Origin of the sequence: Nocardioides dubius, from assembly GCF_039528155.1 — a bacterium.
Classification (GTDB): Bacteria; Actinomycetota; Actinomycetes; order Propionibacteriales; family Nocardioidaceae; genus Nocardioides; species Nocardioides dubius.
Genome location: NZ_BAAALG010000005.1, coordinates 101162 through 114355, shown reverse-complemented (window position 1 = coordinate 114355; position 13194 = coordinate 101162). Strand labels below are relative to the sequence as shown.

At 66.7% G+C, this 13194-nt stretch carries 12 protein-coding genes; 5 read left to right on the top strand and 7 right to left on the bottom strand.

Features of this window, described 5'->3' with window-relative positions; genetic code table 11:
* Positions 1 to 275: 275 nt before the first annotated feature.
* Together ABD151_RS07390 and ABD151_RS07385 are read right to left on the bottom strand one after the other, a co-directional pair.
* Positions 276 to 1712 (bottom strand): hypothetical protein, encoded by a 1437-nt coding sequence (locus ABD151_RS07390; protein WP_343992859.1) that lies wholly within the window; start codon positions 1710 to 1712, stop codon positions 276 to 278.
* Positions 1713 to 1949: 237 nt separating this feature from the next.
* Positions 1950 to 2801 (bottom strand): nuclease-related domain-containing protein, encoded by an 852-nt coding sequence (locus tag ABD151_RS07385; RefSeq protein WP_343992857.1) that lies wholly within the window; start codon positions 2799 to 2801, stop codon positions 1950 to 1952.
* Positions 2802 to 2871: 70 nt separating this feature from the next.
* On the opposite strand from ABD151_RS07385, the gene ABD151_RS07380 reads away from it, so the two are divergent.
* Positions 2872 to 3426, top strand: a complete 555-nt coding sequence (locus ABD151_RS07380) for a PGPGW domain-containing protein (protein WP_343992855.1) — start codon at positions 2872 to 2874, stop codon at positions 3424 to 3426.
* A gap of 153 nt (positions 3427 to 3579) precedes the next feature.
* Positions 3580 to 5658, top strand: a complete 2079-nt coding sequence (locus tag ABD151_RS07375; RefSeq protein ID WP_343992853.1) for an OmpA family protein — start codon at positions 3580 to 3582, stop codon at positions 5656 to 5658.
* Positions 5659 to 5860: 202 nt separating this feature from the next.
* On the opposite strand, the gene ABD151_RS07370 is transcribed toward ABD151_RS07375, so the two are convergent.
* The 3 genes from ABD151_RS07370 to vapB are packed head-to-tail and all read right to left on the bottom strand — an operon-like array spanning position 5861 to position 6872.
* Entirely contained in the window at positions 5861 to 6202 is a 342-nt protein-coding gene (locus ABD151_RS07370; RefSeq protein WP_343992851.1) for a metallopeptidase family protein, read from the bottom strand.
* Between the two features lie 47 nt (positions 6203 to 6249).
* Complete coding sequence (locus ABD151_RS07365) at positions 6250 to 6660, bottom strand: PIN domain nuclease (protein WP_343992849.1); 411 nt, start codon at positions 6658 to 6660, stop codon at positions 6250 to 6252.
* Positions 6651 to 6872 (bottom strand): type II toxin-antitoxin system VapB family antitoxin, encoded by a 222-nt coding sequence (vapB, locus tag ABD151_RS07360; protein WP_343992847.1) that lies wholly within the window; start codon positions 6870 to 6872, stop codon positions 6651 to 6653. Before vapB ends, ABD151_RS07365 begins: the two co-directional genes overlap by 10 nt.
* A gap of 71 nt (positions 6873 to 6943) precedes the next feature.
* On the opposite strand from vapB, the gene ABD151_RS07355 reads away from it, so the two are divergent.
* The gene (locus ABD151_RS07355) at positions 6944 to 7252 is read left to right on the top strand and encodes a hypothetical protein (RefSeq protein WP_343992845.1); all 309 of its coding nucleotides are present in this window, start codon (positions 6944 to 6946) and stop codon (positions 7250 to 7252) included.
* 113 nt (positions 7253 to 7365) lie between these two features.
* Positions 7366 to 8610: a chymotrypsin family serine protease gene (locus ABD151_RS07350; protein ID WP_343992843.1), complete on the top strand. Its 1245-nt coding sequence runs from the start codon at positions 7366 to 7368 to the stop codon at positions 8608 to 8610.
* Between the two features lie 288 nt (positions 8611 to 8898).
* Here the strand turns inward: ABD151_RS07350 and ABD151_RS07345 are convergent, their stop codons facing one another.
* Complete coding sequence (locus ABD151_RS07345) at positions 8899 to 9981, bottom strand: inositol-3-phosphate synthase (RefSeq protein WP_343992841.1); 1083 nt, start codon at positions 9979 to 9981, stop codon at positions 8899 to 8901.
* A gap of 85 nt (positions 9982 to 10066) precedes the next feature.
* Positions 10067 to 10639: a PadR family transcriptional regulator gene (locus tag ABD151_RS07340; protein ID WP_343992839.1), complete on the bottom strand. Its 573-nt coding sequence runs from the start codon at positions 10637 to 10639 to the stop codon at positions 10067 to 10069.
* Positions 10640 to 10927: 288 nt separating this feature from the next.
* Here ABD151_RS07340 and ABD151_RS07335 point away from each other — a divergent pair, with 288 nt between their 5' ends.
* Entirely contained in the window at positions 10928 to 13192 is a 2265-nt protein-coding gene (locus ABD151_RS07335; protein ID WP_343992837.1) for a transglycosylase domain-containing protein, read from the top strand.
* Positions 13193 to 13194: the final 2 nt, after the last annotated feature.

Here is a 13194-nt window from a genome sequence, read left to right as displayed (position 1 = left end):
GACGACCTCCTGCAGGAGGTCGTCGACTCGCTCATGATGAAGCTCGGCGAGGCCGCTAACCGGCTGTCCAAGCTCGGAGTGCTCGCGCCGGACGGCGTCGAGTGGGCGCTTGCCGTCGCGAACCGCAACTTCCTGATCCATCAATATGACGAGATCAATCGCGACCTGACTGCATGACCTTGTCGGCCGACCTGCCGCCGTGGGCGCAGTCAGTGGACGGGCTCTTTCAGGCCTCCGATGCCGTGATCAGCAGTTCTGAGTGACAGCGGACGCTGTCACTCCAAGAGGCGATCAGCTGCGGTGTCGGAACTGGCATTGGCGAGGTCCGGTTCCGCCGTAGGCGAGTGATCAACCGCCTGCGGGTGGTGCGGTTCATCGTCCTGGGACGAGTAGTCGGTCGAGGACAACGCTGACGGGATGTCCTGGTCGATACCCTTCGCCGCCGCATCCGTCGGGCGCAGCCTCGGTGGTGCCGCCGACCATGCTCGCAACGACCCGAGCACATCGGAGTAGAACCCGTCGATAGAGGTAAGAACGGAGTCGATGAACGCCCCACGCCCGCGGCCGCGCTTGGTTCCCATCGTGGCGGTCGTCGCGATGCGGAAGGTCCGGATCTCCCTGCCGGAGTCATCAACCAGCGACGCTGGGTTCTCTCGGATTGTGCCGAGGAGCTCCGCCATCGCCGATCCGCGGCCGTGCGCAACGAAGGACTCCACGCGGGCCGAGTCTGGGGTGGCCTTCAACTGTCGGATCAGCCAGTTGACCCGCGTCGTCGGACGCCCTTCACGGGGCGCGTCCACATCGACATGGCAGGTCACCTTGGAAGAGCGCAGGTCTGCCGTGATGACGAGGTTCCCCACGGTATCGGGTATGCGCACGACACCGGTGAGAGTGCCAGTCTGGCAGAGCGTCGTGGTCATCGCTTGTACCCGTGATGCAGGGTCGGTGAGTTCTTTGCGGGTCAATACCGGGACGACCTCGGCGCCGAGCTGACGGCCGAGTTGCAGGCTCGCGAACCGGAGGAGCGCATCAAATCGCGTGATGACTTCGGAGACGCCCTTGTCGGACTGTCGGAGCGTGCCCGCAGCGACAGCGTCCCTCACCCCCACCCAGGCTTCGCCCATGTCGTCAAACTCGAGAGCGCCAGACTTCCGATGCTCCAGATACCGGATCAGCTCACCGAGGATCCAGGCCTGGTCCGGGTCGGCAACACCTCGGAACTCCTTCTGCATGACCGCGTCGGCAAGCACCTGTGACCACGAGACGTGGTGGAGTTCGACCTTGCGAAGCTTTCGCTTGTCGACTTTCGTCGGATGTTGACCGGCAATGGGTGGGATCTCGTTGGAGATGGTGATGACGACGTCGAACCCCTGCTCGCGGGCGATGTCCAAATAGGACTCAAGTTGCTCTGCGCCGAGTTGGTTCGGTCCCGTCTTCACCTCGACCAGAGCGGTCCAAGACTTGCTACCTCGCGAAACGCGAATGAGTCCGTCTGGATAGAGCCGCCGCTCGCCAAGCGCGAACGGCACCTCGATGTAGCACTCCATATTTCCTGCTGGGGCCCCGAACGGCTTCACGAAGCTCCGACCGAACTCCTTCACCGCGCTCAGCACCGCCAGTAGAGCCGAGGTTGCCCGTCGCTCCTGCTCCTCGGCGCCATTGATACCCGACGTTGGAATCAGGCGTGCCTCGTGCCAGGATTCTTCGCTCATCCCTGCCCCTACGCAGTCGGTCTTGATCGCTGATGCGGCACCGTCATTTTGCGGAACCTTTCGGCGAAGGCTAGCCCCGCATTGAAGTGCTGGGGGCCTAGATGCAGACATCCATCCGCGTACGACGGGGTCGACCTCATCGATTAGGAGGGCTCAACCGTGGGATCGACGATGACATCCGCCGCGAGACGGTGGCGCTGGGGAACCGCACGGAAGGCCCTGTTGCCGCCGGTCTGATCAGGCCTGAGGAAGTGCAGCACTAAGCCGGACCCCCGCTTCGTCAACGCTGTCAGGCAAATCGCCGCTTGCAACGAGGAGTGGGTACAACTTCTTGGGCCAGAGGACTTCCATACCTCGAATGGTGAAGGCGCCACCTAAAAGCGGCCAGTCGGCGTCAATGAAGCAGAGGACGCCAGTTACCGGTACGGCGTCACCGACGATGTCGCGCACGATCTCGACCTGGCTCAGCACGCCGTCGACGAGCTTGGTGCGGTCGCGGCCGCCGACCATCAACGTCGCCACCCGCGGGCGCAGGATGCCACCCTCGATCCGCAACGCCGGGCGCTGATTGACGTAGCGCTTGGCGTCGATGACGTAGATGCCGGTCGGGGTGATGGCGATGTGGTCGATGTTTGCGCGGGTGCCGGGGATGCGGCGGTCGTGGAGGACGCGGACCGAGTCCGAGGCCAGCTCATCGAGCCGGCGTCCGAGTTGCTCCTCGCCGATCGCTCCGGTGTTCCATGCCTTCGTGGACTGCGGGTCGTCGCTCATGGCAAGGATCAGTCCGCCGAGCTTGGGGTGTTTCGCGCGGATCCGCTTCTCGCGCTTGGCCTTACGGCGCTCGTACTCGCGCCGGGCGGAAGCGCCTGCGACGTCCGGTGCCGAGGTTGGCGGTTCGGCTTTCGATTCGGCGGTGGAGTCCGATGGTTCCGGGGCGTTGGGAGCTCCCGCAGGTGCGCATTCCAAGCACCGCACGGTTTTGGTGGCACGTTCGTAGACCGCTTCAACTCCTGCCGGGAGCGACGCGCCGCACAGACGACAGACGCCGTCGTAGCGAAGGCGCATTCGCTTCTCGCCGGACTGAGGCATGGGCTGAGGTTAACTGCGATGACGATCCTCTGGCGGGGTCTCGACAAGCTCGACCACCGAGGAACCACGCATGGGTGACGACAATTCGATCAGGAGAGGAGTCGAGACCTTCCAGCGCGGTCGCGCGCGACGGCGTCCAGGATTCGCCTCAGGCTCGGCTCAGGATGGCCTCAGACTCGTCAGGCATCCTGAGGGCACCGAACCGTTCAACGCTGGAGTCTTGATGTCCGAGAGCACTGCGCTTCCCCGCATGGAGGCCGTGTTCGCCCGCCTTGACGGGTGGGCGGGCCAGACCGCGGTGCGCCGTGCCATGATCAAGTCCTTCGTGGCGGTGACCGCCCCTGTGGTCATCCTGGCAGGCGTGGCCATGTTGGTCCTTCCTGGGCCGGGGCTGGTGGCCATGGCTGCCGGGTTCTCCCTGCTCGCTGTCGGCTTCCCGTGGGCCCGCCATGTGGTGAGCCGGGCAGGTCGAGTGCTCTCCGACCTGCGACAGATCGTGCTCCCCCCGAACTGCTCGCCTGCCCGCCGCCTCCTCGGCACGGCGATGATCGTGGGCTTCTTCGTGACGACCACGGTGGCCACGACCGCCGTCACCGCGTGGTTGGGCGCACAGGCGATCGTCTAGACACGACCGACCCGCGCACCGCGAAGCCTTAACTTCGCGTCTGCAGGGCCGATGGGATCAAGGCACTGCCACGAACGCCCGGGCAGTGGATCGAGTGCAGGTCTGCGCCGGGGCGCACCCGCCGCACACCTCGATCCCGAAGGCCGTCACCCCATGCTTGCCACCACTCCCCGTCGCAGGGGCTCGTCGCTGACCCGGCGCGCTGTCTCCGCGTTCCTCGCTCTCATCATCGCCGCCGTCGGCGCTATCGCCGGCTTGATCGCCGTCGCCGGACCCGCCTCCGCGGGTGCTCAGGCCACCTGCAGTTGGACCGAGCTGGTGGGTCTGCCCCAGGGGATCCGTGCCGCCGAGTTCTCCGCCTCCACCGACGGCTGGCTGGTGCTCTTCGCTGACGGCGTCCGCCGCGACGACCAGAGCATGTGGCTGCGCGGCACCATCAAGCAGGCCGATGCCGACTTCGCTGCCTACGTCGAGGCCGACCTCATCGAGTGGCGCTGGTACGACCCGGCCGTCATCGACAGCGAATCGCTGGCGACGATCACCCACGCGACGCCGTTCGTCTGCGACTTCAACTGGCCCGTGGCCGCCCCGGCCGCCGCGCAGAGCATCGACTTCACCCAGCCTGCCGACGTCACGCACGGTCAGCCCGTGCCGCCGCTCGTGGTCTCCGCGAGCTCGGGACTGCCCGTGACCACCGAGTCGCTGGCGCCCGACGTCTGCACGGTCGACGGCGTCGACGTCACGCTCGTCGGGATCGGCGAGTGCACCATCGAGGCCACCCAGGACGGCGGCGTCGGGCCGGACGAGGTCACCTACGCCGCGGCGTCCCCGGTGAGCCGCACGTTCAACGTCAACGCGGGCGCCCTGCACCAGGACGTTCAGTTCACCGACCCGCTGAACATGCGCCTCGGCGAGGGGTCCCAGGTGCTGCTCGCCACCGCCGACAGTGAGGGCCCGATCTGGTTCGAATCACTCACGCCGGAGGTCTGCATCGCGACCAACCGCGCCAGCAACTCCACCGTCTCCGCCGACGCGCTCGGCGTCTGCACCGTCCGCGCCCACCAGAGCGGCGGACCGGTCGGCGACGGCCACTACGAGTACAACGCGGCCAGCGCCGACAAGAGCTTCCACGTATGGCCGGCCGCCCTTGACCAGACCATCGCCTTCCCCGAGCTCGACGACGTCGACCTCGGCGACAGCGCCCAGAGCCCTGCCGCCACCGCCACCTCGGGCCTCGACGTCAGCTACCGCACCCTGACGCCGGAGACCTGCTCTGTCACCGGAGGCCAGGTCGCCTCCCTCGCAGTCGGCACCTGCACGATCGAGGCGACGCAGGCCGGCAACGCCGACGTGAACACCCTGGAGACGGTCTACAACGCCGCCGAGCCGGTCACCCGCTCCTTCGAGATCGCCGCCGCGCCGATCGAGCACACCCAGCAGGTCACCGTCGCAGGTGCCCACGGCTACCCGCTCTCCAAGCGCACGGCAGGCGTGCGGTTCACCAGCAGCGCGGGCCTCCCGGTCACCGTGACGTCGCAGACCCCGAAGGTCTGCACCGTGGCGAAGAACGCCGTCGCACTGAAGTCCGCGGGCACCTGCACCCTCACCGCGATCGCTGCCGGCAATGCCACCTACGCCCCGTCGGAGCAGGTCGAGGTCACCTTCGGTGTCTGGGCAGCCCCGAAGGCACCCGCCAAGGCGCCCGCGCCACGCGCGGTCACCGTGCTCGGCAAGGGCGAGGGTGCCTACCGCGTCACCGCGACGCCGGCGAAGGTCTGCGGCGTCGTCCGCGGCAAGGCCGTCCTCACCGGGGCGGGCCGCTGCACCATCGTGGTGCGCGACGGCTCGCGCGTCGTCCGCCGCTCTACGATCGCCGTCACCGAGGTCAACGGCGCCAAGCCCAGCGCCGGCGGCCTGGAGCGGATCGGCTCCGTGCGCTTCGCCTTCAACTCCGCCAAGCTCACCCCGGCCGCCAAGAAATGCCTGCGGAGCCTCGCCCCCAAGCTCCGCAAGGCCGAGCTGATCGTCGTCTACGGCAACACCCAGGCGTACGGCGGCGGCGACAACCCCGCCAACCGCAAGCTCTCGGCGAAGCGAGCGGCCGCGGTGGTGAAGTTCCTGCGCGGACTGCGGGTCAAGGCGAAGGCGACCACCGTCGCCACCTCCTCGCGCAACCCGCTCGGCAAGGACGACGCCGCAAATCGTCGCGCCGACGTCTACTGGCTGCCGTAACTCGCTCCGCCAGCTCGGGAGTCCGTGTGGTGGAACGGGCGGATTCCCCGCGGCTAGCGAGGCCCAACCCGTTCCGATGCCGGCGCGCGGTCCTTGCGGAACGCCTACCCATACTGGGCACGCGAGGGCGTGTCGATCCTAGAAGGTCGGTGCTGAGCGCACACCTGGTTAATTCGATGGTTTGGTGCGGTGCAGTCCGCCGTCACCAGCCGAGCTCGCGCAGCCTCGCATCCCCGATGCCGAAGTGGTGGCCCACCTCGTGCACGACCGTGCGCCGGACCTGGTCGACCACGTCGGCCTCGGTGTTGCAGATCCGGCAGATCGCCTGGCGGTAGATGGTGATCCGGTCGGGCAGCACCCCCGCGTAGTGGGTGGTGCGCCGGGTCAGCGGAATCCCTTGGTAGAGCCCGAGCAACCCGGGGCGATCCGCCCCATGCTCCACGACCACGGCGACGTTGCTCATCAGCGAGCCGAACTCGTCGGGCAGCCCGTCCAGTGCCTCGGCGACCATCGCCTCGAAGCGGGCTGGTTCGATCTCGATCACGCTGCCATCCTCCGCCGGCGCTCAACACCCGGGTTGCCGGGACCGGATCAGGTGGTGAGTCGCTCGACGGGCTGGCCGGTCAGCTCCGCGATCAGCTCGAAGCCTTTGTCGAGATGGAGGACGGTCAACCCAGCGAGCTCGGCAGTGGCGGCGATCAGGAGGTCGGGAATCGAGGGCACGCGGTGATGGCCCCGGTCGGCGAGCAGCAGTTGCACCTCCTGAGCGCGGTCCTCGATCGCGGGAGTGAGGTACTCCACCGGCATCATCGCGAGCGGAGGGCGGGTGAAGACCCGCCGCGCATCCTGGGCGGAGCGCGCCGAGTATCCGACCGCCAGGCGGGTCACTGTGCTGGCCCGGACCAGACCGCGTTCGATCCGGGTTGCCCACGTTGCTGCATCGGGACTGGGGCCCAGCCTGATCAGGGCCGACTTGTCGATCAGCCAGCTCGTCACCGCCACGCGGCGTCCATCACCGCGTCGTCACCGAGGTCAGCGAACTGGTCGCTGAACAACTGGAGATCCGCGACGGATACCGGGCTGCCCGACGAGGCGGCATCGGCGGCGAGGCGGCGTCGGATGTACTCCGCGCGCGAGAGGCCCAGGCGCGCCGCATGGGCATCGATGCCCGCCAGGACGTTCTCGGGAACGTCGCGGATCAACAGGTTGGGCATCGCACCTCCAGCGTTGGATATCGGATGATATCGCTCGCTGGCTGAACTCCTCCGCCTCGCGCTATCCGATCGTGACGATCAACCATGCCGCCGCGCTCGCGATGGCTGACGGCCCCCGGGTCGGCCTCGCGTTGCTTGCCACCCTCGACGTCGACGACCGCCTCGACCGCTACCAGCCATTACTCGCCACCCGCGCCGACCTGCTGTCGTTCAGCGAGTCGCCCTGCTCCGCGACCGATCAAGGCGGCCTTGCGAGGACGCCAGCCACCCGAATGCTGCTGGGGTCGGTCGGGTCAGCCAGACGCCGTCGTGTTGTCGACCTTTGTTACGTGCACTACAAATTCCACACCCAATTCGGACGGGGCCCGGGGACGTGCTGACGAAGTTCGCGTAGTCCTGTATCGATGGAATCTCGACTCGATAGGGGATTCACATGTTCGGACACCGTCATCGCCGTTCTCGGGTAGCGATCGTCGCCGTTAGCGTGGCACTTTTGAGCGCTGGCACCGCGGGCGCTGTGGCAATCGGGGTTGCCGAAGATCCTGCACCTACACGCGCGCAAGCGGTCCTCGAATCAGACGTTCTCCACCCGGAGGGCCTTATCAACGATGTACATGAGGACCTGCAATACCTTCGGGACGACCCCGCCTTCGGTAGCTTTGTATTACAGCCCGAGAGAAGTGCTATCCAGCTTTTCTGGGTGGGCAGTATGCGTCCTGAGTTGAAGGATCCGGCGGTCGCGAGCGCCGCGCAGCGCGGCATCACGGTTGAGATCAACGAGGCGAGGTTCTCGTCTATCGACCTGGAGCGACTTGTCGACCTTGGAACCGAGATCATTGATGAACACGCTCTTCCCGTCGTCGGAATCGGACCCGCGGGGAACGCGGGCGGCCTAGTGGTCACCATCAACCTCCTTGGAGAGGGATCCACCCCGGAGACGAGAAGGTTGAGTCGGGAGCTCCTGAGCGCAGGTATCGACGCGCCGATCGAGTTCCGAGAGGTTGAGGACATCGATTCGTATGCGTCGACCTTCAATATGACGAACCCCTACAAAGGCGGTGGGATGTTGAAGTTCTCCAACGGGCGCGGGTGCACGGCCGGCTTCAGCGTTCTGCGAGATGGCGGTGGCCGGATCCTGACCGCGGGCCACTGCGCCCCGCAGGGCGATCCATCGTGGGTGAAGGACGGAAACCTGTCAGAGACGATCGTTGCCGACCCTGTCGAGGTTGCCATCCGACCAGCGCTTGACTCGCTCTTGATTGACCCCGCTCCGAGTCCGGCGACCATCGGCAGGGTTTACCACGGCGGCTACACCACCAGCAATGTCATCGGCGTGGGCGGCAAAGCGGTTGCGCAAGAGGGGGAGCAGGTCTGCATTGGTGGATCGAACAGCGGTGGCACAAGTGGGGGCGAGTGCAAGCGTTCTTACGTCGACGTGGTTCAGAGATTTCGATGCGGGCTGGAGAACAATGACTGGTGTCCCGGATTCTGGGTCGAATCCAGCTCCGGTGGCCCGATTACTGGTCCCGTGGATAGCGGTGGTCCAGTCTATGTTCTGCGAAGCGAGGGGCGAGCTGGAGCCAGGGGAGTCATCTCCAAACAGTCCGGTTATGCCCAACAGTGTCCGCCCAGTCGCTATGACTACGGTGAACTATGCACCTCGGGCGCAAAAGTAGTGATGATCGACGCGTTGCTGGACAAGTGGGACGCGACGCTTGAGACCGCAGCGAATCCGTAGCCGATGCGGAGCTGCGTGCATGTCTCGTCCGGGTAGAGGGCGCGGCGACCCGATCCAAGTAGTGCTTGAACCCTCGACCTCACCGAGGACTCCGCCGAGTGCAGCGCGCGTACCCCTCATGGTGCCTGAGATGCGCGACGCGGGGCGGCGGAGGCTCCCCCGGCCGGGTGCGCTCGCTCGCTACGGCGACCTCCGCAAATGCTGAAGCGCCGCCGACCCCTTGCGGAGCCGACGGCGCTTGTTCAGTCAGTCAGGTGGTGCGGTCTCGGCACGAGTGCCGAGGGTGGATCACTCGCCCTTGATGAACTTCTCGAGCTCGGCGCGGCCGACCTCGTCCTGCATCTGCACCGGCGGGGACTTCATCAGGTACGCCGAGGCGGACAGGATCGGGCCACCGAGGCCACGGTCCTTGGCGATCTTGGCGGCACGGACGGCGTCGATGATGATGCCGGCCGAGTTGGGGGAGTCCCAGACCTCGAGCTTGTACTCCAGGTTCAGGGGCACGTCACCGAACGCGCGACCCTCGAGGCGCACGTAGGCCCACTTGCGGTCGTCGAGCCACGCCACGTAGTCGGACGGGCCGATGTGGACGTTCTTGTCCTCGATCTTGCCGGCCAGCGGGCCGGTCAGGTTCGAGGTCACGGCCTGGGTCTTGGAGACCTTCTTGGACTCAAGGCGCTCACGCTCGAGCATGTTCTTGAAGTCCATGTTGCCGCCGACGTTGAGCTGGTAGGTGCGGTCCAGCACGACGCCGCGGTCCTCGAACAGCTTCGCCATCACGCGGTGGGTGATGGTGGCGCCGACCTGCGACTTGATGTCGTCACCGACGATCGGGACGCCGGCGTCCTCGAACTTCTTGGCCCACTCCGGGTCCGAGGCGATGAAGACGGGCAGCGCGTTCACGAACGCCACGTTGGCGTCAATGGCGCACTGGGCGTAGAACTTGTCGGCCTGCTCGGAGCCCACCGGGAGGTAGGAGACGAGCACGTCGACCTGAGCGTCCTTGAGCGCCTGGACGACGTCGACCGGCTCGGCGTCGGACTCGTCGATGGTCATCGCGTAGTACTTGCCGATGCCGTCGAGGGTCGGGCCGCGCTGGACGGTCACGCCGGTCGGCGGGACGTCGGTGATGCTGATGGTGTTGTTCTCGGAGGCGACGATCGCCTCGGACAGGTCGAAGCCGACCTTCTTGGCGTCGACGTCGAACGCAGCGACGAACTCGACGTCGGAGACGTGGTAGTCACCGAACTTGACGTGCATCAGACCCGGAACGGTGCCGGACGGGTCGGCGTCCTTGTAGTACTCCACGCCCTGGATGAGGGAGGTGGCGCAGTTGCCGACTCCCACGATTGCTACGCGAACCGATCCCATCGGTCTCCTCATTCCTGCATTGTCGATTATCTGACTGACTGAACTGCTGACTGAACTGCGATCCCCGATTGCGCCAGAGGCCCGGTCAGGGTGACCCGGTGTTGTCCGCCGGGCGTTGGTTGCGCTCGGCGTTGATCAGGTCGGAGAGCCACTTGACCTCGCGCTCCACCGACTCCACGCCGTGGCGCTGGAGCTCGGCTGCGTATCGGTCCATCTCCTTCTGGGTGAGCGACAGGTCGCCCTGGACCTTCTCCAGGCGCTCCTGGAGCCGGCTGCGCCGACCCTCCAGGACCCGGAGCCGGATCTCCATGTCGGTCCGCCCGAAGAAGGCGAACCGGATGTCGAAGGTGTCGTCCTCCCACGCATTGGGGCCGACCTCGGACATCAGCCGGACGAACTGCTCCTCGCCGGCCGGGGTGAGCTGGTAGACGATGCGCGGACGTCGGCTGGTCAGGGCGCCGGGGTTGGTCACCGTGCGCTCTTCGATCCAGTCGGCGCGCAACATCTTCTTCAGGGCGGGGTAGAGGGACCCGTAGGAGAGGATCCGCCCCCAGCCCAGCATCAGGTTGAGGCGCTTGCGCAACTCGTATCCGTGCATGGGTGACTCGTGCAGCAGCCCTAGGACTGCTAGCTCGATGCTCTCTCCACGCCTTGCCACCGACCTATCGTACCGATATATCGCACCTCGTGTGAATTGCACTCCAACACGGAGTGTCCGCGGGGTGCCCGAGGTGACGGCGTCGACGTCGGCGGGGTGCGCCCTCGGTTGCCATTTGTGCGCCCTCGGGGGGCAGGAGCTGAGCCCTCGGGGGGCATTCGTGCGCCGTCGGGCGCGGCCGGGGGTGCGCGAGAACTCGGTGCGGCTGGACCGCCCCGCGTACTCTTGCGAACCGAAGCAGCGCCGCCAGCAGCATCGCGCGGCCAAGTCGAGGGAAGTTCTCAACACGTGACCGGTAAGCGCAAGTCCGCTCCGGCAGGGAAGGCTCCGGCCCGATCTGCGGCGGCGAAGAAGACCTCAGCGAGCAAGCGGCCCCCCGCCTCGCCGTTCAAGCGGCGCCTGCGCAAGGCGCTCAAGTGGAGCGGCATCACCGGCCTGGTGCTGGCGCTGCTCGGTGCTCTCGGCCTGGTGATCCTGTACCGGGCGATCGAGATCCCGAACCCGAACGCGGACTTCCAGACCGAGACGACCTTCGTCTACTACGCGGACGGCAAGGGTGAGCTCGGCAAGTTCGCCACCCAGAACCGGAACTCGATCCCGTTCTCGGAGATGCCGGACTCGATCAAGGCCGCCGTCGTGGCCGCCGAGGACCGCAGCTTCTGGACCAACAAGGGCATCGACCCCAAGGGCATCCTGCGTGCGGCCTTCTCCAACGCCCAGGGCAACGACCGCCAGGGTGCCTCCACGATCACCCAGCAGTACGTGAAGATCCTGTACCTGAGCCAGGAGCAGAGCTACAAGCGGAAGGTCCGTGAGGCGATCGTCTCGCTCAAGCTGCACCGTCAGCAGAGCAAGGAGCAGATCCTCGAGGGCTACCTCAACACCATCTACTTCGGCCGCGGTGCCTACGGCATCGACGCCGCCGCGCACGCCTACTTCGCGGTTCCCGCCAAGAAGCTGAGCCTGCGCCAGAGCGCGGTGCTCGCCTCGGTGATCAACAACCCCACCCTGTTCGACCCCGCCAACGGCAAGTCCAACAAGGAGGCGTTGAAGAACCGCTACGCCTGGATCCTGAACGGGATGGCCAAGTCCGGGGAGATCGACGCCACCGAGGCGACCAAGGCCGCCGCGAAGCTGCCGAAGTTCCCCAAGGTCAAGGCGGACACCACCTACGGCGGCCAGAAGGGCCACGCCCTGGCCCTGATCCGCAGCGAGCTGGTCCGCCTCGGCTTCACCGAGCAGGAGATCAACGGTGGCGGCCTCAAGGTGACCACCACGCTCACCAAGAAGGCGATGGACGCCGCTCAGGCCGGCGTCGAGGAGGCCCGCCCGCAGGGCGTCAAGGGCCTGCACATCGCCTCTGCCAGCGTCGAGCCCGGCACGGGTGCACTGCGCGGCTTCTACGGCGGCCAGGACTACCTGGAGTCGCAGATCAACTGGGCGGTCTCCGGCGGCCAGCCCGGCTCGACCTTCAAGGCGTTCGCGCTGGCGGCGGGCATCAAGGCCGGTTTCTCGCTCAAGGACACCTTCGAGGGCAACTCGCCGTTCGAGTTCGAGCCCGGCGTCAAGCCGGTCCGCAACCTCGGTGGCGGCGACGGCACCGACTACGGCCGGGTCAACCTGATCAAGGCCGCCGAGGACTCGATCAACACCGCGTTCGTCGACCTCACCATGTCGCTGCCCGACGGCCCCAAGGACGTGCTGAAGATGGCCAAGGCGATGGGCATCCCCGGCGACAACGGCAGCCGCGGCCTCGACAACCTGCGCAACTCGCCCGGTCTGCAGGCCAACCCCGGCATCGCGCTCGGCTCGGCCACGGTCAGCCCGATCAACATGGCCAACGGCTACGCCACGATCGCCAACGGCGGCGTCCGCGCCGACCTGCACGTGATCGACAAGGTCGTCGACAAGTCCGGCGAGACCCAGTACCAGCACAAGGTCACCGACAAGCGGGTGCTCGACGAGGACATCAACTCCGACGTCTCCTATGCGCTGGAGCAGGTCGTCCGCAACGGCTCCGGCACCAAGGCCCAGGGCCTCGGTCGTGAGGCGGCCGGCAAGACCGGTACCGCCACCAACTCCAAGGACCAGGTCTCCTCGTCCTGGTTCATCGGCTTCACCCCGCAGTTGGTCACCTCGGTGATGATGGTGCGCGGTGACGGCGACGACTCGGTGGAGGAGATCCTGCCGGGCGCCTACTACGGCGGCACCTACCCCACCTTGATGTGGACCTCGATCATGCGCCGCGCGCTCGAGGGCGAGCCGTACGAGTCGCTGCCGGAGCCCGCCAACACCGACGGCGAGGCGCCCAGCGACGGCCACGAGTACGTGCCGCCGCCGCCGAAGGAGACCAAGAAGCCGAAGCCTCCCAAGGAGACCAAGAAGCCGGAGCAGCCGTCGGAGGATCCCACCACTGAGGCGCCCACCCAGGAGCCCTCCGAGGAGCCGACCGACGTGCCTACCGACATCCCCACCGATCTGCCGACCGACCCGACGACCACCGGGCCGCCTGGCCTTCGTGGCGAGTCGTCGGGGCGTAGGGGTCGTCCGTAGCC

Bases quoted from the DNA above. Each gene is read 5' to 3' on its own strand.
- ABD151_RS07390 (WP_343992859.1), bottom strand. From the start codon at position 1,712: ATGAGCGAAGAATCCTGGCACGAGGCACGCCTGATTCCAACGTCGGGT.
- ABD151_RS07385 (WP_343992857.1), bottom strand. From the start codon at position 2,801: ATGCCTCAGTCCGGCGAGAAGCGAATGCGCCTTCGCTACGACGGCGTC.
- ABD151_RS07380 (WP_343992855.1), top strand. From the start codon at position 2,872: ATGGGTGACGACAATTCGATCAGGAGAGGAGTCGAGACCTTCCAGCGC.
- ABD151_RS07375 (WP_343992853.1), top strand. From the start codon at position 3,580: ATGCTTGCCACCACTCCCCGTCGCAGGGGCTCGTCGCTGACCCGGCGC.
- vapB (WP_343992847.1), bottom strand. From the start codon at position 6,872: ATGCCCAACCTGTTGATCCGCGACGTTCCCGAGAACGTCCTGGCGGGC.
- ABD151_RS07345 (WP_343992841.1), bottom strand. From the start codon at position 9,981: ATGGGATCGGTTCGCGTAGCAATCGTGGGAGTCGGCAACTGCGCCACC.